The organism is Pseudomonas sp. BIOMIG1BAC (assembly GCF_001705995.2).
Classification (GTDB): domain Bacteria; phylum Pseudomonadota; class Gammaproteobacteria; order Pseudomonadales; family Pseudomonadaceae; genus Aquipseudomonas; species Aquipseudomonas sessilinigenes.
The window spans coordinates 397,570-422,594 of the sequence record NZ_CP049045.1; the positions used below are offsets into that span (position 1 = coordinate 397,570).

The window sequence follows — 25,025 nt, forward strand, 5'->3', positions numbered from 1 at the left end:
TTCCAATAATGAAAAACCCTTATGCTCCGGGCTTCTGGTGCGCGCTCTGCGCCCTGATACTGCTGTCTGCCACCTACTTCTACGGGGTCATGCTGGCCCACCAGATCGACAAGGCCATGGTGTTTCTCGACAGCGCCAGCGCCTTGATCGCGGTGATGGCCATCGGCGTGGTGGCGTGGTCCTCGTTCCAGGGCCAGAAAATCAAGAAGAGGCAGCTCGAGCAGAGCAAGACCCTGGTGGCCATCTGGGACACCAAGGTGGCCCTGCGCCGGGTCGAGACCGTCTTTGACCGGTACTTCTGGGGCAGCTACTGGCAGCCCGGGCGGACCTTCGCCGAGGTCATGGGCGAACTCACCGGCACCCCGCTGGAAAAAAGCCTGGAGGCGCTGAAGGCGCAGTGCATGCGGCTCGACAAGCAAGCCGACGACGGCCACCACTGGCTGAGCAATGCCCGAGAGCTGTCGGATGTCGCCACAGCCATGGCCCGGGAGCGCTACCAACTGGATTTCTGCGACCCCCGTGGCGAGTCCCGAGGCAACAGCGCGGTGATCGATCGCGACTTCGAAGTGCTGGTCTACACCTGGAGCGCCCGGCTCAAGAGTTTCGACCATCAACTCGATGCCCTCGAGCTCGAATTTTCCTAACGACAGGCGGCAAGCCACAAGCCACAAGCCAGCAGGCCCCTGCCTTTCGCTTTTGCTTGGAGCTTGCGGCTTGGCGCTTGCAGCTGCGCCACTGTTGCACTGCGCCCCATTGCCAATGCTAATCTGCGCCGGTTTCACGCGGAGTCGAGCCGCGACCCGTCATGGGTTCAGGGAAGACCAGCACACTTTCAAACTATGGATATCGATCGGGTCAAACATGAATAAATCAGCAGGCGTACTGTTAGGAATCGTCGTCGCAGTGGGTGCAATCAGTGCCGGCGGCGCCTGGTACACCGGCACCAAGCTGGAAGGGGTTCTGCAGCAGCAGATCGTCGAGAGCAACAAGGAGCTGCAGGCAGCGCTGATCGGCTACGACGCCACGGCGACCCTGGAGCTGGTGTCCCTGGAGCGCGGTGTGTTCAGCAGCAACGCCCGCTATCGCTTGAAGGGCCAGGGCGAGGTGTTCCACGGTGACCTGGAACTGCTGATCGCCGACCACATCGAGCACGGCCCGCTGCCGTTCTCGCGCCTGGTTCGCTTCAAGTGGCTACCCGTCATGGCTTCCAGTCATTACGAACTGGTGAACAACTCCCAGACCGACAAATGGTTTGCGGCTACCAAGGGCGCTGCACCGTTCAGCGGCGTGGTCAATGTCGGCTATGACCTGTCCGCCGAGGGCACCCTGGATTTCGCTCCGATGGAACTGGCCCTGGATGAGCTGAACAACCTCAAGTTCTCTGGCCTGAACGCCACCTTCAGCGTCAGCGAGAATCGCCGCAAGGCCAAGGTCGACGGCTATATGGACAGCCTGGACCTGTTCCTCAGCTCGCCGGACAAAGCCCCGCTCAAGATGGAAATCAAAGGCTTGACCCTGGCCAGCAACCTGCAAAAGAGCAGCTTCGACTACTACCTGGGCCAGAACACCCTGGAGCTCAGCGGCCTGAAGGCTACCTTCGGCGACAAGCAGTCGGTACTGACCCTGAAGAACTTCGAACAGAAGACATCCAGTGAAGAAACCGGCAGCAGCGTGGCCGGTCGCGCGGATTACCGCGTGGGCGAGATTGTCTTCGATGGCAAGGCCGTGGGTTCCGCCGAGATGCTCTGGAGCATGAAGGACCTGGACAGCCAGGGCATGCTGGAGCTGGTCCAGGTCTATCAGAACGTCTTGCAGCCGTACCAAAAAACTGCCGCCGAGGCCTCGGCCAAGGGCGAAGAGGCACCTGAGCTGCAAATGAGCGAAGCCGAGGAGGCCAAGGTCCGTGCGGCCGTGAACAAGGTCCTGGCCGCCAAGCCACAGATCGCCCTGGAAAGCCTGGCACTCAAGACCGGCAACGGCGAAAGCCGCTTCAGCCTGGGCCTGAACCTGGCCAAGCCGCAGAGCCTGGAGCTGCCCACCGCAGAATTGGGCAAGCAACTTATCAGCCAGCTCGACGCCAAGCTGTCGCTGTCCAAGCCGATGGTGGCGGACCTGGCCGCATTGCAGGCCCAGGCCGAAGGCATGACCGACGCCAAGCAGATCGCCGAACAGGGCGCGGCCACCGCCGAAATGCTCAGCGCCATGGCCGTGGCCACCCAACTGGCGAAGCTGGAAGGCAACAACGTGGTTTCGGCGCTGCACTACGCCAACAACGAAGTGAACTTCAACGGCCAGAAGATGACGGTCGAGCAGTTCATTGGCTTCGTCATGAGCAAGGTGGCCGGCGCCGGCGCACAGCAATAAGCGACCGCCGCCCGATCGCCACTGGTGATCGGCTGCACCACCCTCGACGCCCGGTGCCGTGGATGCCACAGCCCGGGCGTCGTGCTGTCCAAGGCCCCGGTGCACGGGGCTTTGGGGACGCTCTGCCAATCTGATTCTGAATAATTATTGCGTTGCAATTTCTGAACTAACCTACGTGGAAGACTTCTCCCGGAAAGTTTCGCCGGGTCGCTTGGTCCCGGTCGCCGGGGGTGTACAGGCGTGGACGCGGCACTCCGGCCAGCCATGTAAAGGTGCTGACGAAATGCAATGCACTGTTCATCCTGCTCGCCGCTTTGGCCTGCGCCCGTTGTTTCGTCTGGCACTGTGCAGCCAGCTGCTGTTGCCCGGGCTGGCATTCGCCGACGCCGCCTATGACCAGTTGATCATCCAGGCCCGGTCGGGCAGTTATGCCCCGGCCCTGAGCCACTTGCGCCAGGTACCGGCCAACCAGTTGACCAACGGGCTGGTCAGTGACCATTTGCAGATCGCCAGCTGGGCCGGGCTGGATAGTGAAGTGGTGAATGTCTACGAGACCCAGGGGCGCAATCGCGTGCTGCCAGTGCAGGCACTGACCGCCACCGCCCGGGCCTATCGCAACCTCAAGCAGTGGGACAACGCCACCCGGCTCTATCGCCAGGCGCTGGAGCGCGACCCCAAGAACGCCGACCTGCAACTGGGCCTGGCCCTGACCCAGGCCGACGCCGGCCAGCCCGCCGAAGCCGTGGCCCGGGCCCGGGCGCTGGTGGCCGCCAAGCCGGAGGATCCGAACCGGCGCCTGGCCCTGGGCTACGCCCTGACCCGGGCCAACCAACCCCAGGATGCCCTGGTGGAATACGACCAGGCCTTCGTCCGTGCCGGCGAGCGGCCCGACGTACTGCGCGAGTACATCTATGCCCTGCAACGCGCCCGCCTGCCGGAGCCGGCCGTGCGCCTGGCACACCAGCATCCGGGGTTGATCGACCCGGTCATCCAGCGGCGCATGGAGGCCGACCTGGCTGCCGAGCGGGTGCGCCTGTCGGAGCTGGCCAGCCGCAGCGAGAAGGAACGCTTCGTGGTGGCCGATCGCGCCCTGGCCGACTACGACACACTGTTCGCCGCCTGGGGCAACGATCCCAAGGCCCAGGACGACGTGACCCGCTGGCGCATCGACCGTCTGGGGGCGCTCAAGTCCCGGGCGCGTACCGCCGAGGTGATCAGCGAGTACGAGCAACTGACCGCCGCCGGCGTGGCCATTCCCACCTACGCCCTGCGCTGGGTCGCCTCGGCCTACCTCGACCAGCGCCAGCCGGAGGTTTCCGCCGACCTGTACCGCAAGGTACTGAGCGCCCCGGATGCCGACCGAGGCAATCGCGTCGAAGACACCACCGGCCTGTACTACTCGCTGCTGGAAAGCGAACAGCCCGAGGCGGCGCTGAAGGTGGCCAACGACCTGGCCAACAGCGAGCCCCAGCGCATCCAGCTGGTGGGGCAGACGGTGGGCGATCCCAACGACGACTGGATGGACGCGCAACTGCTGGCCGCCCAGGCCGGTACCTACGGCAATAACCTGCCTGACAGCGAGCAGCGCCTGGACGACCTGGCCACCAAGGCCCCGGGTGATGTCAGCGTGCGCCTGGCCCAGGCCAACCTGTACCTGGCCCGGGAGTGGCCGCGGCGCTCGGAAAACCTGCTCAAGGAAGTCGAGAGCGTGGCGCCGCGCGATGTCGCCCTGGAAGTCGCCCAAGGGCACACCGCCAAGGATCTGCAGGAATGGCGGCAACTGGATGCGCTGACCGACGATGTGGTCGAGCGCTATCCGGAGAACCGCTCGGTGCAACGTCTGGCCCGGGAGCGTGAAGTGCACGATATGGCCGAGCTGCGGGTCTCGACCTATGGCGGCAAGAGCAACGGCGGCGGCAGCAATGGCGCCGGGGCCGTCTCCGGGAGCCGCGATTTCGGCATTGAGAGTCGGCTCTACAGCCCGCCCATCGATGAAGACTGGCGCGTGTTCGCTGGCGTCGGCTACGCCATGGGTGACTTCCAGGAGGGCAAGGGCAACCACCGCTGGCAGCTGCTGGGTGTGGAACGGCGCACCCGCGACATGACCCTGGAGGCCGAGGTCTCCAACCACTCCTATGGCTACGGCAACAAGACCGGCGCCCGCATAGCCCTGGCCCGGGACATCGACGACCACTGGCAGTACGGCGGCAGCCTTGACTACCTCACCGCCGCGACCCCGCTGCGGGCCCTCAAGAACGACATCAGCGCCAACGGCGGCAGCGCCTTCCTGCGCTGGCGCGCCAACGAAAGCCGGGAGTGGAAACTGTCCCTGAGCCCCTCGCACTTCAGTGATGGCAACAACCGTTTCGAAGCCCTGCTCACCGGCCGCGAAGGGGTGTACCGCTCTCCCGAAGTCCAGGTCGACCTGGGCCTGGAGGTCGGTACCAGCCACAACACCCGGGACGACGCGCCGTACTTCAATCCCAAGTCCGACTTCAGCGTCTTGCCGACGGTGAACGTCAACCATGTGCTCTACCACCGCTACGAAACCTCCTGGAGCCAGCAGTTCCAGTTCGGCGTCGGTACCTACAGCCAGCGCGACTATTCCACCGGCGGTGTCGGCCTGGTCAGCTACGGCCAGCGCTATAGCTGGAACGACGTGTTCGATATCGGCGCGGTGCTGAGCGTGATCAACCGACCCTACGACGGCGAGCGGGAAACCGACTTGCGCCTGGCCGTGGACCTTACCTATCGCTTCTAGAGGACGGTGACGATGAGCCTGATCGAGCGTTGCATCCTCTTGCTGGGCGCGCTGCTGCTCAGTGCTTGTTCCCAGCCTGCCGCGGACTTCGTCACCCCGGCGCAACGACCGTTGCCGAACAACGAAGCGCCCTGGCCGAAAAACCATGTGCTGGGCATCGCCTACCACGATATCGAGGATCGCAACCCGGACCAGCGCGTGGTGGCGGTGCGCACCGACCGTATGCTCCAGCAACTGGCCTGGTTGCGGGAGAACGGCTACAAGCCGGTCACCGTAGACCAGATCCTGGCGGCACGCCGGGGCGGTCCGGACTTGCCGGCCAAGGCCATCCTGCTGAGTTTCGACGACGGCTACTCGAGCTTCTATACCCGGGTCATGCCGGTGCTGCGCAGTTATCGCTGGCCGGCCCTCCTGGCCCCGGTGGGCACCTGGATCGACACCCCGGCCGACCAGCCGGTGAACTTCGCCGGCGACCTGCGGCCGCGCTCGCAATTCTTGACCTGGGCGCAGATCCGCGAGATCTCCCGTTCCGGCCTGGTGGAGATCGCCGCCCACACCGACAGCAGCCACCTGGGCATCCTCGGTAACCCCCAGGGCAACATGCAGCCCGCTGCCGCGACCCGACGCTACGACCCGCGCACCGGACGCTATGAAAGCGAGGCGCAGTTCCAGGCGCGGATGCGCAAGGATGTGAGCACCATCTCGGACAAGATCCTGGCGGCCACCGGCTATCGTCCGCGGGTCTGGGTCTGGCCCTATGGCACGGCCGATGGCTCGACCCTGCAAGTGGTCGACAGCCAGGGCTTCAAGCTGGCGCTGACCCTGGACGATGGCCTGGACAGTCTCGACAACCTGATGAGCAGCCCGCGTTTCCTGGTGGTCTCGGACCCTGACGGCATCCACTTCTCCAACAGCATCGTCGGCACCGAGACCATGGCGCCCATGCGCGTGGTGCACGTGGACCTGGACAACGTCTACGACCCGGACCCCAAGCAGCAGGAGATCAACCTCGGCAAGCTGGTGCAGCGCATGGCCGACCTGGGGGCCAATACCGTGTTCCTCCAGGCCTTCGCCGATCCCAAGGGCGACGGGCTGGTGCAGTCGCTGTACTTCCCCAATCGCCACCTGCCGATGCGTGCCGACCTGTTCGACCGGGTCGCCTGGCAATTGCGCACCCGCTCCCACGTCAAGGTCTATGCCTGGATGCCGGTGCTCAGTTTCGACCTGGACGCCAGGCTGCCCCGGGTCACGCGCTGGGACCCGCAGACCGGCCAGGTGGCGGTCGATCCGAAGCAATACCGGCGCCTGTCGCCTTTCGACCCGCAGGTACGCCGCTTGATCGGCGACCTGTACGAGGATGTGGCGCGCATGACCTCGGTGGACGGCATCCTGTTCCATGACGACGCCGTGCTCTCGGATTTCGAGGACGCCAGCCCCGAGGCTCTGCGTGCCTATGCCGCCCAGGGGCTGCCGGGTTCCATCGCCGGGCTGCGCGACGACCCCGCCGCGTTGCAACGCTGGACCCGCTTCAAGAGCCGTTACCTGATCGACTTCACCCATGAACTGGCGGCCAAGGTCCGGGCGATCCGCGGGCCCCAGGTGCAGACCGCGCGCAACCTGTTCGCCGAGCCGATCATCAATCCCCAGAGCGAAACCTGGTTCGCCCAGAACCTCGACGATTTCCTCGTCAGCTATGACTGGACCGCGCCCATGGCCATGCCGTTGATGGAAGGGCAAAGCCCACGGCACTCCGGGCCCTGGCTGGAAGCCCTGGTGGATCAGGTGCGCACCCGCCCCGGTGCCTTGCAGCGCACGGTCTTCGAACTCCAGGCCCGGGACTGGACCCAGAAGCCTGCCAGCGATTTGCCCGCCACGCAGATGGCCGACTGGATGGGCCGGCTCAAGCGCCAGGGTGCCATCAACTTCGGTTACTACCCGGACAACTTCCTCGAGAACTCACCGGACCTGAAGACCTTGCGGCCCGCGCTCTCCAACAAATGGAGTCCATGAATCATGATGGATCGTATCTTCGCTGTGGTGGTCCTGGCGCTGGTCATGGGGGTACCCCTGGGCCTGATCTTCGTGGTGACTGGCGAATTCCTCATGGATTTCGTCTTCTATTAACCCGGCAATCAAATACACCAAATCATGCTGCGTAGGCGATACGTGGATGCCGGAAATAAGAACGGATTCTTTGAGGGCGTAATTGCAATCGTCTCATGACCGAGCGAACACGCCTTTCCAGTTCGTCCTGATTACGCGCCGGCAAGCCCGTGCGAACCTGATGTTTCAAATCACAATTCAAATACTCGTCAGGGTTCAACTCCGGGGCGTAGGCCGGCAAGAAGAACAGTTCGATTTGCTCTTTGCGGTCGCCAACCCAGGCGCTCACCTTTTTGCTGTGGTGTACGCGCAGGTTGTCGAGAATCAGGAACACCTTGCGGCCCTGAGCATCGCGAATCAGGCGACTCAGGAAGCGAATCAGCACTGGGGCTGTCAGCGTTTCCCGATACAGCATGAAGCGCAGTTTGCCCCGATTGGTCACGGTGGAAATCATGTTGGTGGAAAAACGACTGCCGCTGACCAGGCGCACCGGCGTTTCGCCAATAGGGGCGTAGCTGCGGCCAGCATGGCTGTCACTGCGCATACCGGTTTCGTCGCCCCACTGAATCTCACCATTCTCAGCCCTGGCCCGCTGTGCGATGCGTGGATATTCATTATCCAGCCAGTGCTGAACCACTTCAGGTTTCTGCTGATAAGCCCGATGCAGTGGGCGCTGCGGGGTGTAGCCCCAACGCTTGAGGTATTCACCAACCGTTCGAACCGGCATGAGAAAACCACAGCGCTGGCGGATCAGTTCTCGCACCGCATCACGCGTCCAGAGCGCAAAGCCGAGCTTGAGTTGGTCGGGCATCTTATCGGTCATCAAGGTGCGAATCAGCACTTCCTGGCTGGAGCTCAAACTGCGGCGATCACCCTGGCGCACACCACGCTGGCCGCCGGCAATGGCAGCCTTTTCGCCTTTATGTTCTGCGACCTGCGCCCAGTGAGCAATAGTGCGGGGGTGAACACCAACCGCTTCGCCAATAGCCTTGTAGGTGTAACCCTGCTCACGCATGCGTAGGGCCGTGGAGCGCTTTTCACGTTGTTCTTGGGGGCTGAGTTTACGGGCATCTATTTTCATGGAGACAGATTATCTAATATGCCCTATTTATTTGCCAGGTTAATACTACCCATTGTTCATGTCGGCGTTGTGGATCGCCGGAGGCCTGTATTTCTGGCTGCACTGGGAGCGCCACTGGCCGTGGGACGACGATACCTTGCCACCTCCGCTGGCCGGCGAGCCGCTGATCAGCATCCTCATCCCTTGCTACAACGAGGGGGATAACGTCGCCGATACCATCCAGGCGGCCCTGGCCCAGCACTATCCGAACATCGAAGTGATCGCCATCAACGATGGCTCCAAGGACAACACCGGGCCGATCCTCGACCAGTTGGCCGTCCTCGACCCCCGCCTGCGGGTGCTGCACCTGGCGCAGAACCAGGGCAAGGCGGTGGCCCTGCGCATGGGCGCGGTGGCAGCCCATAGCGAGTACCTGGTGTGCATCGACGGTGATGCGTTGCTGGCGCCCAACACGGCGGCCTACCTGGTGGCGCCAATGCTGGATAACCCACGCCTGGGTGCGGTGACCGGCAACCCGCGCATTCGTACCCGCTCGACCCTGGTGGGCCGGGTGCAGGTGGGCGAGTTCTCCTCGATCATTGGCCTGATCAAGCGCACCCAGCGGGTGTTCGGCAAAGTCTTCACGGTCTCCGGGGTGATCGTCGCCTTCCGCCGCACGGCGCTGCATCGGGTGGGCTACTGGAGCCCGGACATGATCACCGAGGACATCGACGTCAGCTGGAAGCTGCAACTGGACCATTGGTACGTGTTCTTCGAGCCCCGCGCCTTGTGCTGGATCCTGATGCCCGAAACCCTGCGCGGCCTGTGGAAGCAGCGGCTGCGCTGGGCCCAGGGTGGTGCCGAGGTGTTGTTCAAGAACATCCGTGGCATCTGGGAATGGCGGCATCGCTACCTGTGGACCCTGTTGTTCGACTATTGCCTGTCCACCGGTTGGGCCTTCACCTTCCTGCTGTCGGTGATCTTCTGGGCCCTGGGCAAGTTCATCGTCATGCCCGAGGCCATCGCGGTGCACACCATCGTGCCGCCGGCCTTCACCGGCCTGGTGCTGGCGATGGTTTGCCTGACCCAGTTCGCGGTGAGCATCCTGATCGACCGCCGCTACGAGAAGGACCTGTGGAAAACCATGTTCTGGGTGGTCTGGTACCCCCTGGCGTTCTGGTTCATCAGCCTGTTCACCACCCTGGTGAGCTTTCCCAAGGTGTTGTTCAGCGAACACCGCAAGCGCGCGCGTTGGATCAGCCCGGACCGAGGGATCAAGCCCATCGATGACAAAGAGGAGGCGCGCTGATGAAAATCATCCGCACCCGCCAGCGCCCCTTCCTGGTGATAGTCGATGTCTTCTTCACCCTGTTGGCCTGGGCCGCGCTCCTTTATTTGCTGATCCGTGGGCTTTGGCCGTTGCTTGCCAGCCATGAAGGGCCAAGGTTCGAGGCCGGTGTGCTCGATGCCCTGACCACCCTGCAGTTCTATGGGTTGGTGGCAGTGATCAACGCGGTGCTGCTGATCTCCTGGGCCCGCTATCGCCAGCGGCGCAGTCGCAACTACCCACCACGTCTGCCGGCCCCGGCGGTGGACGACAAGCGCCTGAGCGAGACCTTCAAGCTCAGCGATGCCACTTTCGCCCAGATGCGCCAACCCGGCAGCCTGGTCGTGCACAACGACGCGGAGGGTGGCATCAGCCATGTCACCACCCAGTTCTACCGCATCCAGCCCGAGGACCAGCCCCATCCGCCCCTGGTAGCCGAACCGCCACCCCGGGTGATCCACCTGCGCTCGGAGGGGGATGAGGACAAGGCCTAGTGCGATGACCATGACCCCATGCACCCGCATGGCTGGTTTGAAATGAGTAACCCGGGCTTTGAGGCCCGGGTTTTTTATTACCGTTCGTCGGCAATATGAAGTGTGCAGTGAGAAATTTATAATTTCTTTTTATATCAACTAGTTAGTTTGAATTATAGGAAATTTCCGAAATTCCCTAAATTATTGACGCCATGGATGACTGCTGACTATTTGCCCGGATATGCTCTGCAGCGCTGTTCGGCAACGTGTACGCTAGCGTTTCAAGCAACCTGGCAGTACCTGTGCCTGAAACCGAAATGCCGTTGTTAATGCACCGCTTTTTTTGCGGGCAAATCCCCTGGAACAAGGGGTTTTCCGGTGCTTTGCGGGGTCTGGCGCGAATGGCGGATAACACTTTGATATATATGATTTTTTTATATTCATGGTGATTGTTTTGAACATTCGATCATTCGCCATGGATCATTCTTATAGACAAGAAAGTGTTCAGTCTAAGTTGTCGATAGTTAATTGACGCCTGAGTGATGGCAAATTAGCATCGCCCGCTTTGTGACTCTTTGCTGCTGTTTCGAAGGATCGAACATGTATTTTCCTACCCTCGGGATGAGGTTGTGTTGTGTGTTGTCCTGCCTGGTGTTTTTGGCCGGCTCACTGAACAGTGCTTCTGCTGCCTCGCTGAACAATCCTGGTGACCAGGACCTGATTCGCGAGCGCCAGAACCGCCTGCTGGAAGAGCAGCAACGGCGCCTCGAAGACCTCAAGGACCTGCCTGGCAAGAGCGCGCTGCCGGTGGCGCCGACGGCCCCGACCGACAGCCGCTGCTTCCCCATCGAACACATCGAGCTCAAGGGTGCCGACGCCCTGTCCGCCGCCGAGCGCGAGCGCCTGCTCAAGCCCTACATCGGCCAGTGCCTGGGCGTGGCCCAGCTCAACGAGTTGCTCAAGGTCATTACCGACCACTACATCGCCAAAGGCCTGGTCACCAGTCGTGCCTACCTGCCGCAGCAGGACCTGTCCCGCGGGCACCTGCAGGTGCTGGTGGTGGAGGGCCGCCTTGAAGGCCTGAAGGCGGCCGAAGGCAGCAAGCTCACGGCGCGCGAGCTGGACATGGCGTTTCCCGGGAGTGTCGGGCAACTGCTCAACCTGCGGCAAATCGAGCAGATGGTCGACCAGCTCAACCGCCTGCCGTCGAACCAGGCACAGATGGAACTGGCCCCCGGCCAGGCGGTGGGTGGCAGCGAGGTGCTGGTCAAGAACACCCCGCAAAAGCCCTGGCGGGTCGGTCTGTCCCGCAGCAACGACGGGCAGAAGAGCACCGGCGAGCAGCAATGGGGCAGCTCCTTGGAATGGGACAGCCCCCTGGGCCTGGCTGACCAGCTGGTGCTGCGCGGCGGCCATGACGCAATCAGCGATCACCAGAAGACCTCGCGCAATGCGATGCTCTACTACAACCTGCCGCTGGGCTGGTGGAACCTGAACTACAGCTACAGCCAGAGCGAGTACCGTTCCCTGGCCCAAGGCCAGGGCTTCAACTTCAAGCAGACCGGCGACAGCCAGAACCACCAGTTGCGCGTGGAGCGGGTGATCCATCGCGACTCGGTGAGCAAGACTTCGCTCAACGCCGGCCTGACCCACCTGCGCACCAACAACTACATCGAAGACAGCAAGCTGAGCACCAGCAGCAACCGCTTGAGCGAAATGCAGTGGGGCATCAACCATGGCCGGCGCATTGGCGGGGCCTTCGTCAACCTCGACCTGGGCCTGCAAGAGGGGGTCGGCCTGTTCGATGCCCAGCGCCAGTCCGAGCGCGACCAGTACGGCAACCGCCAGGCCAACGCCCGCTACCGCAAGTACACCGCCACCGCCAGCTACCTGCAGCCGTTCAAGCTGTGGGACGAGTCCCTGGTGTTCAGCAGCCTGGTCACCAGCCAGCGCAGCGAAGACATCCTGTTCAGCTCCCAGCGCATGAGCCTGGGCAGCCAGTCCTCAATCCGCGGCTACAAGGACCAGAGCCTCAACGGCGACAGCGGCTACTACTGGCGCAACGACCTGCGCTGGAGCCGCCCGGTGACCTGGGACTGGCTGCGCCCGGTGTTCGCCGAGTACGGCACGGGGCTGGGGTATGACGTGGGTGCCATTCGCCACGACCGCTACAACGCCGAGCAGCACGGGCGGGTGTCCAGCGACTCCATCGAGTTGTTCGCCCGTGGCCAGCACCTCGCCGCCAGCGTGACCTTCGCCCATTCCCTCGAGCGGCCAGATGCCCTGAGTGACCGCGAAGCCCCGATCTATTTCCGCCTGGATCTTTTTCTCTAATTTCGCTCTTTACCCGAGATACCCGACATGGACGTTCGTCAGTTTGCCTTCCTGGCCCGCCAGCCCTCCGCCGCCCTGCAATCGCGTGATTCGTTCTGGGGCCTGTCCAAGCGTGGCCTGGCGTTCATCCTGGCCAACGTGATGTTCTGGCAGCCGCTGGTGGTGATGGCCGACGGCATCGTAGTCAACGGCAGCGGCACCACGCTCGGCCAGGCGGGCAATGGCGTGCCTGTCGTCAACATTGCCGCGCCCAATGGCGGTGGGTTGTCCCACAACAAGTTCAGCGACTACAACGTCGGCCAGCAGGGCGTGATCCTCAACAACGCCACCGACCGTACCCAGTCCACGCAACTGGGCGGGATCATCCTCGGCAACCCCAACCTGGGTGGCCGCGCGGCCAATGTGATCCTCAACGAGGTCAACGGCGGCAGCCCGAGCCAACTCAAGGGCTACACCGAAGTGGCGGGGCAATCGGCCCATGTGATCGTCGCCAACCCCTACGGCGTCACCTGCAATGGCTGCGGGTTCATCAACACCCCGAAAACCACCCTGACCACCGGCAAGCCGGTGATCGAGAATGGCCAGCTGCAGCGCTACCAGGTGGACCAGGGCAGCGTGGCCATCGAAGGTGCAGGGCTCAACGCGAGCAATATCGACCAGTTCGAGATCATCACCCGCAGCGCCAAGGTCAACGCCCAGATCCAGGCCCGGCACCTGGCGCTGGTCACGGGCGCCAACGACGTCGACGCCCAGACCCTCAAGGCCACCGCCCGGGCCGCCAACCCGGCGGATGCACCGCAACTGGCCATCGACTCCTCGGCCCTGGGCGGCATGTACGCCGGGGCGATCAAGCTGGTGGGCACCGAAGCCGGCGTGGGGGTGAAGCTCGACGGCAAGCTGATCGCCAGCGGTGGCGATATCCAGCTCGACGCCAACGGCCAGTTGCGCATGGCCCAAGTGACGGCCGACAAGGGCGCAGTGGCGATCAAGGCCCAGGGCCTGGAGACCCAGGGCGCGGTGTATGCCGGGACCGAACTGAAGGTTGAAACCCAGGGCGACCTGCACAACCGCAACAACCTGGTGGCCCGGGACCGCATCACGCTCACCAGCGGCGGCGCCTTGAACAACCAGGGCATCATCGAGGCCGGGGTCAATGCCGACAACAGCCGCAATGCCCAGGGCGATTTGAGCCTGAGTGCGCAGAGCCTGAACAACGCCGGCAAGAGCCTGGTGGCCAGCCGTGATCTGAGCGTGAGCACCACGCAAACCCTGGACAACCAGAGCGGCACCCTCAGCGGGCAGCGCCAGGTCACGGTCAATGCCGGGACCCTGGACAACCGCCACCAGGGCCGGGTGCTCAGTGCCGGTAACACCGACCTGACTGCCGGCCAGCTGCTCAATACCCAGGGTGGCCTGGTCAACAGCGGCGCCAATCTCAACGCCCAGGTGGGGCAGGTGGACAACAGTGGCGGCGAGCTGTCCACCCCCGGCAACCTGACCCTGCAAGTGACCAGCCTGGACAACGTGGCGGGCCTGGCATCCGCTGGCCAGCACCTGCGCCTGGACGCCAGCGGCACGCTGAACAACCGCACCGGCCAGCTCACCAGCTTGCAAACCCTGGAGCTCAAGGCCGCGAAGGTTGACAACAACGCGGGGCGCATCGCCAGCAACCAGGCCCTGAATGCCAGTGTCTTGGGCCTGGAGCAGGGCAATGGCGGACGCCTGACCAGCACCACGGAACTGACCCTGGACCTCAATCACGGCCACCTGGACAACCAGGGCGGTCTGATCAACGCCCCGAGGCTGGCGTTGAAGAATCTCGACAGCGTGGACAACCGCCATGGCGAGATTTCCAGCGCCCAGGCCTTCACCCTGATGGCTCGAAGCCTGGATAACAGCCATGGCAAGTTGTTGGCCAACCAGGCCCTGACCCTGCGTCTTGACCAGGCGCTGGTCAACGTTGAAGGCCTGATCTTTGCCACTGGCCTGGATGCCCAGGCCGCCAGCCTGGATAACCATGACGGCGTGCTGACCAGCAAGGCCGACCTGGCCCTGGGCCTGGCTGACGCTGCGAATAACCAGGGTGGGGAGATTTCCAGCCTCGGGACCACTCGCATCAAGGGCACCCGCCTGGATAACGGCGACGGCCAGGTGAGCGGCGATGCGGCACTGGACATTACCCTGAGCGGCGCCCTGGACAACCGCAAGGGCATGCTTGGCTCGGCCTTGAGCCTCGACCTCAATGCCGCCAGCCTGGACAACCGCGAGGGTGGCAGCCTGGTCAGCGATGGCCGTCTGAATGCCCATCTCCAGGGGCTGCTGGACAACCAGCAGGGTACGATCAACGCCAAGGGTGCGCTTGAGGTGCAGGCCAGTCGGCTGGACAACCGCCATGGCAGCCTCGATGGCAAGGACTTGCTGACCTTGCGCGCCGATGCCCTGGATAACCGCACCGGCAAGCTGCGGGCCCAACAGAAGCTGCAACTCGACGTCGAGCAACTGGATAACCGCCAGCAAGGGCTGTTGCATAGCCTGGCGGCCCTGAGCTTCAAGGGCGCGCACCTGGACAACCGTGGTGGGCTGCTCAGCGCCGCAGGGCCGTTGCGCCTGGAGGCCGCCAGCCTGGATAACGGTACAGGGCGGATTTCCAGCAAGAGCACCCTGGTCGCCCAGCTCACCCGCGTCCTCAACCAGCATGGCGAGTTGGTGGCCGAAGGCGACCTGGAGCTCAGTGGGGCCTCCCTGGATAACCGCGAGGGTGGCCTGGTAGGCGGCACAAAAGCGCTGAAACTGGACGTGGCGCAGGTCGATAACCGAGGAGGGGAGATTTCCAGCAGCCAGGGCCTGACCCTGCACGGCACGCGCCTGGACAACAGCGACAGCGGCAAGCTCCTGGCCGGGACCGACCTGGGCTTGCACATGACCCAGGTGCTCAACCAGAACCAGGGCCTGCTGTTTTCCAAGGGCACGGCGAACCTCACAGGGCAAACCCTGGATAACACCCGGGGCCGACTGGTGGCGCAGCAAGGGCTGGACATTGGCCTGGACCACGCCCTGGACAACCTGCAAGGGCAGATCAGCAGCGAAGGCCTGTTGAACGCCCGGGTCGGCAACCTGGACAACACCGACGGCAAGCTGTCGAGCGTGGGAGCCCTGGAACTGGCCAGTAGCGCGGCACTGGTCAATCGCAACGGCTCGATCACCACCGACGCCGGGTTGCTCATCCACAGCCAGGACCTGGACAACAGTCAGCAGGGCCTGCTGAGCGGCAAGGGTGCGACGCGGATCGACACGGGCATCCTGGATAACACCCAGGGTGGCAAGCTGGTCAGCGGCGACAGCCTCGAACTCAAGGCCACCCAGCTCAGCAACGGCCAAGGCAGTCGGATCGCTAGTGAAGGCGCCCTGGACGCCAGCGTCAGCGGTTTCGATCAACAAGGCGGCGAACTGTTCAGCAAGAGCGCCCTGACCCTGGACCTCAACCAGGGCCGGTTGACCAACCACAAGGGCTTGATCAATGCACCGCTGCTGGTGCTGAAGAACCTGGCCGAGGTGGACAACCAGGATGGCGAGATCTCCAGCGCCCAGGCTTTCACCCTGGCCGCTCGCAGCCTGGACAACGGCAGCGGCAAGCTGATCAGTCAGCAGGGCCTGACCCTGCGCATCGAACAGGCCCTGAGCAACCTCAAGGGCCTGGTGTCGGCCAAGACCCTGGATCTGCACAGCCAAAGCCTGGACAACGGCGCCGGGCTGATCAGCAGTCGCGGTACGCAATTACTCAAGGTCGACACTCGCCTGCTCAACCAGGACGGCACCGTGATCGCCGATGAACGCCTGGAGCTGCAGGCCGCTGGCGTGGATAACCGCAAGGGGCAGGTATCCGGCAAGGCCGAGGTGGTCGCCAGGATCGCCAGCCTGGACAACCAGGGCGGGCAACTGGTGGCTGGCAATACCCTGCTGCTGCGTGGCGATTCCCTGGACAACCGCCAGGGTGGCCTGGTGGGTGCGACCCAGGGGCTGCAACTGACGGTCGCGGCCATGGACAACCGTGGCGGTGAATTGTCGAGCCGGGCCGACGTGACCCTGGGCGGCAGCCACCTGGACAACGGCGATGGCGGCAAGGTGCTCAGCGAGGGGCGCCTGGCCCTGGTCGTGGCCCAGGTGCTCAACCGCAACAAGGGTCTGCTCTCGGGCAAGGCCGGCCTGGGCCTGGATGGCAGCCACCTGGACAACACCGATGGCCTGTTGCTGACCCAGCAAGACCTCAAGGTGCGCCTGCAAGGCGATCTGGACAATCGCCAGGGCCTGATCAGCGCCGAGGGCAACCTGACGCTCGAAGGCCAGGCCCTGGATAACCGCCGGGGCAGTGTTTCCAGTGCCCAAGCCTTGACCCTGGAACAGCGCGGGGACGTGCTCAACCAGCAGGGCGAGATCGTCACCGATGGCGCGTTGCTGCTCGGCAGTGCCGGCCTGGATAACCGCAACGCGGGCAACATCAGCGCCAAAGGCGCCGCTCATGTGGTTACCACCGCTGTGGACAACAGCCAGAACGGTCGCTTGAACAGCGGTGCCAACCTGACCCTGAAAACCGGACGCCTGACCAACCAGGACGGCGGCCGCGTGGCCAGCGCCGGTGCCTTGGACGCCAGCCTCACCGGTCTTGACCAGCAGGGCGGCCAGCTGTTCAGCAACACCGCCCTGACCCTGGACCTGGGCCAGGGGCCGTTGAACAACCATAAAGGCCTGATCAACGCACCGTTGCTGGTGCTCAAGAACCTTGGGCAGGTGAACAACCAGGGCGGTGAGATCTCCTCGGCCCAGGCCTTCACCCTGGCCGCGCAAAACCTCGACAACAGCAATGGCAAGGTCCTGAGCAATCAGGCCCTGACCCTGCGCATCGACCAGGCCCTGGGCAACCTCAAGGGCCTGATCGCAGCGGCGGCCCTCGATGTCCGGGCCGCCAGCCTGGATAACAGCGGCGGCACCCTGACCAGCCGTGGCGATCTCGACCTGCAATTGGCAGGCGCCTTGAACAACAGCCAGCAAGGCCTGATCAACGCCACCGGTAGCTTGCACCTCGACAGCAGCGCCGTGGACAACCGCGGTGGTTCGCTCCTGGGCGGCGCCATTGCCGTGGACCTGGGCAACGCCACCGGCGACGTGAACAACGACGATGGCCTGATCAGCACCGACGGCCAACTGCGCATCACCCACCTGCGTGACCTGAGTAACCGCCGCGGCGAAGTCTCCAGCCACCAGAGCCTGGAGTTGGCGGCGCGCAAGCTGGACAACAGCGCCGGCAAGCTGATCAGCAACCAGCAGTTGAACCTCACGGCCCAAGGCCTGGACAACCAGGGCGGCCTGGTTTCCGGTTGGCAGGGCCTGAGTGCCAACCTGGGCAGCCTGGACAACCGTAACCTGGGAACCCTGTCCAGTCGCAGCGGTGCACTGGATGCCCAAGTCAGCGGCGACCTGCAAAACAGTGGTGCCGGGGCCCTGGTCAGCCAGAAAGCCCTGACGGTGGCGGCGGCCAACCTGGATAACAGTAACGGCGGCATCCTCTCCAGCGGTGCCGGGCAGAGCCTGAACGTCAGCGGCCTGCTGAGCAATGCCCAGGGAGGCCTGATCGACAGCGGCGCGACCCTGGTGCTGAACGCCATGACCCTGGGCAACGCCAGCGGCACCATCAATGCCCAGCAGGCGCTGAGCCTCAACGCCACGCGCCTGGACAACAGCCACGGGAGCTTGGTGGGCAATGCCGCGGTGACCCTCGACCTGCTGGGCAACCTGGACAACACCCAGGGCAAGTTGGCCAGTGGTGGCCCGCTGCGTATCGAGCGGGCCGGGCAGATCGACAACCAGGGCGGGCAGCTTGCCAGCCAGGGCCTGTTGAAGCTGTTCGCGGCCGGCCTGGACAACCGCAATCGCGGCACGGTGGCCGCCAACGAGCAACTGACCCTGCATGTCGACGGCGCCTTGCACAACAGCGGCGACGGCCTGATCTACAGCCAGAATGCCGCTATCGATTTGCGTGCCGCCAGCCTGGCCAATGCCAAGGGCACCCTGCAAAGCCAGGGTGCCCTGGACCTGACCACGGGCGATATCGATAACCAGGGCGGGCACCTTGTGGCCAAGGCCGGCGACCTGACCCTCGCCGCCGGGGCCCTGGATAACCGCGGTGGTGTGCTGTCCAGTCTCCAGGGAGCACTGACCGCCAACCTGGATGGCGTGCTGAAAAACGGCTACGACCTGAATGACAAACGCCAGGGCGGCGTGATCCAGGCCCAGCGCCTGAGCCTCAGGGCCCTGGCGGGTATCGACAACTACGGTGGGCGCATTTCGGCACAAAGTGGCGACGCGCTGATCAGCACCGGCGACTTCGACAACCGCAACGGTGGTCTTTATGCCAAGGGCCTGGTCAAGGTCACTGGCGGCAACTTCGATAACAGCGGCGACCAGGACGGGCAGATCGCTGGCCGGCAGATCGATCTCGACCTCAGCGGTGCGCTGAACAACCGCCTGGGCATCATCGAGAGCGACAGCACCCTGGCGATCAAGGCCGCCAGCCTCGACAACCAGGCCGGGCAACTGCGCGCCCTGGGCACCAGCGGCAGCACCCGATTCGAGATCGGCGGGCAGTTCGACAATCGCAATGGCACCCTGGAAAGCGCCAACACGGACTTGAGCCTGGGCGTGGGCAGCTTCCTCAATGGCGGCGGCAGCCTGTTGCATGTCGGCCGGGGCACCTTCGACATTGCCACCGCCAACGTCACCGGCGCCGGCGGCAGTATCGTCACTCGCGGTGGGCTGACCCTCAACGCCGACAGTTGGAACAACAGCAACGTGATCCAGGCCGGGCGCCTGACGGTCAACGTCGGGCAATTCAGCCAGAGTGCCAGCGGCCAGTTGCTGGCCAGCGAGGCGCTGGTCGGCAGCGGTGGCAACTGGAGCAACGATGGCCTGATCGCCAGCGATGCCAGCCTCAGTCTCAACCTGAGCGGTGCCTACTCGGGCAGTGGTCGCGTGAGCAGCCGCGGCACCCTGGGCCTGACAGCCGGGCAACTGGACCTCAACAGTGCCGCCAGTATCGCTGGCGGTGGCGACACCTCGGTGTCGGTGGCTGGCCAATTGAACAATGCCGGGCGCCTGACCTCCGCTGCGAGGCTCGACCTGGTCGCGGGCGGTATCGCCAACCAGGGAACCCTCGGCGCGGGCGGTGACCTGGTACTGACCACCGGTGCCCTGGTCAACGACCATGGGCTGGTATTCAGTGGCGGCGACATGGGCTTGCGGGTCGAGAGCCTGACCAACAGCTATGCCGATGTGTACAGCCTGGGCAACCTGGCGATCGACCGGGATGGCAAGGGCACCCTGGCCAACCGTATCGTCAACCGTTCCGGCTCGCTGCAAAGCGATGGGTCGATGGCACTGGCGGCCAGTACCATCGAGAACGTGCGGGCAGTGCTGAAAACCGACAACAAGGGCATCTACACCGCTCGCATCGGCGAAATCGCTTGTATCAAGGGGGTTAACGCCGGGGACTGTGGGGGCAAGCGCAACCACGTCTGGGAAGTCGTCCAGCGTGACAAGTTCGAAGTCACCGAGGCTAGCGCCGCATCGAGCATTACCGCTGGCGCCAACCTGACGATCAAGGGCGGCGACCTGCTCAACCAGAGCAGCACCATCGCCGCCGGGGGGGGCCTGGTCGCCACGGTCAACAACCTGACCAACAGCGGCATCGAAACCGGCGAGACCGAAACCACCCGGGTGTTCCGCTCGCAACGGACCAAGAACGCAGGGTCCTGGTACAACGTCGCCAGTGCCGTCACCAACAAATACTGGTTCCAGAGCGCGGGTTACAACCCCAATGACCTGGGCGGCCTGGAAGGTGCCTTGGCCGGCTTTATTGGCATGACCGAGGCTGAGCTGCCGCAGTTTGGCAAGAGTGTAAAAATCGCCGGTGGCGACCAGAGCTATGCGGCGGTGATGCAAGCCGGTGGCGCCGTGAACATCAACGCTGGCAACGGCATCGATAACAGCGTGGTACGCCCGGGCTATACCTACATTGGCAGTGGCGCCCGGACCAACACCGACGCGCCCGGCACCACCTTCGCGACCCGTATCACGCTCAACCAGCAGTTGCCACCAGACCTTGCCCAGCAGCAGGTCAATCCCCTGGCCCTGCCCGGCTTCAGCCTGCCGACGGGTAAAAACGGCCTGTTTCGCCTCAGCGGCCAGAGCGGCAGTACGCCCGCCACCACGGCTCCACAGAGCTGGACCATGGGCGGTGCGAGCCTGAGCAGCACGCAGCGCCAGCAAGGCCAGGCGGCTCCCCAGGTGCGGGACATCAACATGGCCGATACCGCCCAGGTGACTGCCCGTTCCGCCGACCTGAACGCGGTCGCTCCGGTCCTGGCCCAGGTCGGTGGCGAGGCCCGGGTGGTCGACAGCAGCCTGCCTGCCACCGGCACGGTACCAGGGCCAGTGCTGCCCGGGCGTTCGACGGCGGATGCAGGCATCAGCCAGCCCGCCACCCTGAACGGCCAGTCGCAGATGCCGGTCAGCGTCGAGCGCGTACAGGGCCTGCCGGACAGCAGCGTGCGCAGCAATCCGCACAAGTACCTGATCGAAACCAACCCGGTCCTCACCGACCTCAAGCAGTTCATGAGCTCCGACTACTTGTTGTCCAACCTGGGCTACAACCCGGACGACAGCGCCAAGCGCCTGGGCGATGGCTTCTACGAACAGAAGCTGATCCAGCAAGCGGTAACCGCCCGCACCGGCCAGCGCTTCATCAATGGCCAGGACACCGACGAGAAGCTGTTCAAGTACCTGATGGACAACGCCATCAAGAGCAAGCAGCAGCTCAACCTGGCAGTCGGAGTGAGCCTGACCTCCGAGCAGGTGGCGGCCCTGACCCACGACATCGTCTGGTTGGAAAATGCCGAAGTGAATGGCGAGCAGGTGCTGGTGCCGGTGCTCTACCTGGCCCACTCCAACAATCGCCTGGCACCCAATGGCGCCTTGATCGCTGGCAGCGACGTCAACCTGATCGCCGGGCAAGACCTGAACAACGTCGGCACCCTGCGGGCGACCAACAACCTTTCGGCCCAGGCCGGACAGAACCTGGTCAACAGCGGCCTGGTGGAGGCTGGCAACCGCCTCGATCTGCTGGCGGGCAACAACCTGGTGAACAAGGCTGGAGGCATCATCGCTGGCCGTGATGTGAACCTCACCGCGACCCGGGGCGACGTGCTCAACGAGCGCACCTTGACCAGCCACCAGAGCAGCAACGGCAGCTACGCCCAGCAACGCGATTTCGTCGACAACGCGGCCAGGGTGGAGGCTGCGAACAACCTGGTCATCAACGCCGGACGCGACCTGAACAACAACGGCGGTGTGCTCAAGAGCGGTGCGGATACCAGCCTCAAGGCGGGGCGTGACGTCAACCTCAGCGCGGTGGAGCAGGTGGTCAGCAACGACCGGGGCACACGCTACAACGACCTGAGCGTGACCCAGAACGGCTCCAGCTTGCAGTCCGGGCGTGATCTTGCGATCAGCGCAGGGCGCGACATCACCGCCATCGCCAGCCAGATCGAGGCCAAGCGCGATGTGACGATGTCGGCCACGGAAAACCTGAACCTGGTTTCAGCCGCCAATGAGCAGCACTCGGCGAGCAAGACCAAGAAGGTGACGAGCCAGGAGGATCATGTTCAGCAGGTGTCGACCACCCTGGCCGCTGGCGGCAATGTCACGCTCAAGGCCGGTGAAGATCTGCAATTGATTGCCAGCCGGGTGACGGCGGGGAATGAAGCTTATTTGTATGCCGTGGGTGATGTGAACCTGGATGCGGCCCAGAACAGTGACTACAGCTACTACCGCAAGACCAAGACCAGTAGCTCAGGGCTTTCCAGCACTCAGAAAACACGTATCGACAGCAGCAGTTCAACCACGCAGGAGGGATCCTCCGTCAGTGGCGATAAAGTGGTTGTGCGCGCTGGGCAGGATATCGGCGTTACTGCCAGCAATGTCGTATCCACCCAATCCACCAGCCTGGTCGCTGGGCGCAATGTCGCCATCGACAGTGCTACGCAAACCAGTGAAGAAAGTCATTCGACGTCGAAGAAGAAATCCGGCCTGTTGAGCAGTGGCGGTATCGGCTTCACCTTGGGATCGTCTTCGCTTCAGAACACCTCGACCAGCTCCAGCGAGAATGCCAAGGTCAGTACCATCGGCAGTGTGCTGGGCAACGTCGATATCCAGGCCGGCAAGGACCTGGGCATAAAAGGATCTGACGTCGTCGCCGGCAAGGACATCAACCTCGTTGGGCAGAATGTCAGCATCCTTGCGGCGGAGAATCACAACCGCAGCGAGCAGACCTCCAAGAGCAAGACCAGCGGCCTGACCCTGGCTCTTTCCGGCACCGTTGGCAGCGCTATCGATACGGCGTACCAGACAACCAAGCAAGCCAAGGAAGAAGACGACAGTCGGCTCTCTGCCCTGCAAGGCATAAAGGCCGGCCTTACAGGTATCCAGGCCTGGCAGGCAGCGCAGCAAAATGGCGGGATGAACGCTGACAATGTGGGGCAGTTCGTTGGCATCAGCCTGTCCCTTGGGTCGCAGAAGTCCAGTTCCAAGCAAACCCAGGAACAGACAGTGAGCCAGGGGAGCAGCCTGAATGCGGGAGGAAGTCTCAGCATTCTGGCTACCGGCAAGGAGAGTCTTGGAAGCGATGGCGACATCAATGTTCATGGCAGCAAGTTGCAGGCTGCCAAGGACCTCAAACTCGTAGCCAATCGCGATATCAATCTGGATGCCGCGGCAAATACCCAAAGGCTGGATGGCAAGAACAGCAGCAGCGGTGGCGCCGTTGGGGCGAGCATCGGATTTGGCTCCAGTGGTGCCGGGCTGAGCATCTTCGCCAACGGCAACAAGGGAACGGGTAATGAGAAAGGTAACGGTACTACCTGGACCGAAACCACCCTAGACGCCGGTAACCACGCTAGCCTGGTCAGTGGCCGGGATGCCACGCTCAAGGGCGCGCAGGTCAACGCCGACAAGATCACCGCCAATGTAGGACGTGACCTCACACTGCAAAGCTTGCAGGACACAGACAACTACAAGTCCAAACAGAGCAATGTCAGCGCAGGGGCGAGCTTTACGATTGGCACGATGACGGGCAGCGGGTCCCTCAGTGTCAGCCAGAGCAAGATCGACTCCAAATACCAGAGCGTGCAGGAGCAAACCGGGCTGTTTGCCGGTAAGGGCGGCTATCAGGTTGAGGTAGGCAAGCACACTCAACTTGATGGCAGTGTTATTGCCAGTACAGCAGAAGCCGACAAGAACCGGCTGAGTACTGGCACCTTGGGCTGGAGTGACCTCAAGAACAAGGCCGATTACACAAGCCAGATCCAGAGCGCCAGCGTCAGCAGCGGCAACGGCGGTACGGACGGTTTTATCAGCAATATGCCCAGTGGCACGTTGATCGCCTACAACCACAGTGGCAGTGCCAGCGGCACTACTTCATCGGCGATCTCCAACGGCACTCTGGAAATCCGTGACCCCAGCCTGCAGAAGCAAGACGTAACCACCCTCAGCCATGACGTCGAACATGCCAACGGCAGCATCAGTCCGATCTTCGATAAGGAGAAGGAGCAGAAGCGCCTGCGGCAGGTGCAGTTGATTGGGGATATAGGCACGCAGGTTGCGGATGTTGTTCGTACTCAAGGCGCTATTAACGCTGCCAATGCTCAAAAAGACCCTAAAGCGATAGCGGCTGCGCGAGACAAGCTGGCCAGTGAGGGTAATACCCGGCCAACCGATGAACAGATTGCCGCGCAGGTCACCCGTACGGTGATGCAGCCGTACGGTACGGGGGGCGATTATCAACGTGCGGCTCAAGCGGTGACGGCTGCCTTGCAAGGATTGGTGGGAGGGGATATCGGTTCAGCAATCGCCGGTGCATCGGCGCCGTACCTGGCGAACATTATCAAGCAGACAACTGGGAGCAACGACACGGCGCGCATCATGGCGCAGGCTGTGTTGGGAGCTGTGGTTGCTCAGGTTCAGGGTAACTCCGCTGGTGCAGGTGCGGCAGGAGCAGCCACAGGCGAGCTAATTGCGGCACGACTATATCCAAATACTGCACCCAAGGATTTAAGCGAGGAGCAGAGGCAGACGGTGTCGGCGCTTTCGACATTGGCGTCGGGGTTGGTGGGCGGGCTTGCTGGTGGTGATCTGAGCGGTGCTGTGACGGGCGCGCAGGCGGGTACCAATGCTGTTCAGAACAACTGGCTAAGCCTAGAGCAATCGTTAACCTTTGATAAAGAAATGTCTGACTGCCGCAAATCAGGTAGTCCTGATTGCCAAGGAGTGATTGATAAATGGAAGCTGGTCAGTGATAAGCAGAGTGCCGAAACAGACCAGAGATTGAAGGACGATCCGCTCAGAGCTCTGGGTGAGGATAAAGAACTTGCACAGGGTGGGATTGAGGTCACTCAACGTCCGGATTGGCTAAGGATGGTCTGAAGTAGCCATGTATTTCCCCGGCATACCACCTAGCGCAACTTTTAAACTCGCCAAATGATCAAAAAACAATCAATT

The 25,025-nt window shown here is 63.2% G+C and carries 8 protein-coding genes and 1 pseudogene; 8 read left to right on the forward strand and 1 reads right to left on the reverse strand.

Annotated features, from left to right (window positions below; translation table 11 throughout):
- Positions 1-8 precede the first annotated feature (8 nt).
- From ATY02_RS01805 to pgaB, 4 genes are all read left to right on the forward strand, one after another.
- Positions 9-644 carry an NADH:ubiquinone oxidoreductase subunit N gene (locus ATY02_RS01805; RefSeq protein ID WP_068576236.1) on the forward strand — a complete coding sequence of 212 codons (636 nt, stop codon included), beginning with the start codon at positions 9-11 and terminating at the stop codon, positions 642-644.
- A 217-nt stretch (positions 645-861) separates the two neighbouring features.
- Positions 862-2,364 (forward strand): YdgA family protein, encoded by a 1,503-nt coding sequence (locus ATY02_RS01810; protein WP_068576234.1) that lies wholly within the window; start codon positions 862-864, stop codon positions 2,362-2,364.
- Between the two features lie 283 nt (positions 2,365-2,647).
- The gene (gene pgaA, locus ATY02_RS01815; protein ID WP_068576232.1) at positions 2,648-5,125 is read left to right on the forward strand and encodes a poly-beta-1,6 N-acetyl-D-glucosamine export porin PgaA; all 2,478 of its coding nucleotides are present in this window, start codon (positions 2,648-2,650) and stop codon (positions 5,123-5,125) included.
- A 12-nt stretch (positions 5,126-5,137) separates the two neighbouring features.
- The gene (gene pgaB / locus ATY02_RS01820; RefSeq protein WP_068576230.1) at positions 5,138-7,135 is read left to right on the forward strand and encodes a poly-beta-1,6-N-acetyl-D-glucosamine N-deacetylase PgaB; all 1,998 of its coding nucleotides are present in this window, start codon (positions 5,138-5,140) and stop codon (positions 7,133-7,135) included.
- Positions 7,136-7,271: 136 nt separating this feature from the next.
- Here pgaB and ATY02_RS01825 read toward each other — a convergent pair whose 3' ends face one another.
- Complete coding sequence (locus ATY02_RS01825; RefSeq protein WP_011911785.1) at positions 7,272-8,309, reverse strand: IS630-like element ISPa47 family transposase; 1,038 nt, start codon at positions 8,307-8,309, stop codon at positions 7,272-7,274.
- Between the two features lie 43 nt (positions 8,310-8,352).
- Between ATY02_RS01825 and pgaC the strand changes: the two are divergent.
- From pgaC to ATY02_RS01845, 4 genes and pseudogenes are all read left to right on the forward strand, one after another.
- Positions 8,353-9,597 (forward strand): annotated as a pseudogene (gene pgaC, locus ATY02_RS01830) (poly-beta-1,6-N-acetyl-D-glucosamine synthase); the annotation flags it as partial.
- Positions 9,597-10,109, forward strand: coding sequence for a poly-beta-1,6-N-acetyl-D-glucosamine biosynthesis protein PgaD (pgaD, locus tag ATY02_RS01835; protein ID WP_068576655.1), 513 nt, complete (start codon positions 9,597-9,599; stop codon positions 10,107-10,109). The pseudogene pgaC and the gene pgaD, both read left to right, overlap by 1 nt.
- Positions 10,110-10,688: 579 nt before the next feature.
- Positions 10,689-12,422 carry a ShlB/FhaC/HecB family hemolysin secretion/activation protein gene (locus ATY02_RS01840; protein WP_068576653.1) on the forward strand — a complete coding sequence of 578 codons (1,734 nt, stop codon included), beginning with the start codon at positions 10,689-10,691 and terminating at the stop codon, positions 12,420-12,422.
- 27 nt (positions 12,423-12,449) lie between these two features.
- Entirely contained in the window at positions 12,450-24,950 is a 12,501-nt protein-coding gene (locus ATY02_RS01845) for a hemagglutinin repeat-containing protein (protein ID WP_068576651.1), read from the forward strand.
- Positions 24,951-25,025 lie beyond the last annotated feature (75 nt).

What these genes read in the sequence shown, in the direction of transcription:
- ATY02_RS01805 (WP_068576236.1), top strand. Translation starts at nt 9, where the DNA reads ATGAAAAACCCTTATGCTCCGGGCTTCTGGTGCGCGCTCTGCGCCCTG.
- ATY02_RS01810 (WP_068576234.1), top strand. Translation starts at nt 862, where the DNA reads ATGAATAAATCAGCAGGCGTACTGTTAGGAATCGTCGTCGCAGTGGGT.
- pgaA (WP_068576232.1), top strand. Translation starts at nt 2,648, where the DNA reads ATGCAATGCACTGTTCATCCTGCTCGCCGCTTTGGCCTGCGCCCGTTG.
- pgaB (WP_068576230.1), top strand. Translation starts at nt 5,138, where the DNA reads ATGAGCCTGATCGAGCGTTGCATCCTCTTGCTGGGCGCGCTGCTGCTC.
- ATY02_RS01825 (WP_011911785.1), bottom strand. Translation starts at nt 8,309, where the DNA reads ATGAAAATAGATGCCCGTAAACTCAGCCCCCAAGAACAACGTGAAAAG.
- pgaD (WP_068576655.1), top strand. Translation starts at nt 9,597, where the DNA reads ATGAAAATCATCCGCACCCGCCAGCGCCCCTTCCTGGTGATAGTCGAT.
- ATY02_RS01840 (WP_068576653.1), top strand. Translation starts at nt 10,689, where the DNA reads ATGTATTTTCCTACCCTCGGGATGAGGTTGTGTTGTGTGTTGTCCTGC.
- ATY02_RS01845 (WP_068576651.1), top strand. Translation starts at nt 12,450, where the DNA reads ATGGACGTTCGTCAGTTTGCCTTCCTGGCCCGCCAGCCCTCCGCCGCC.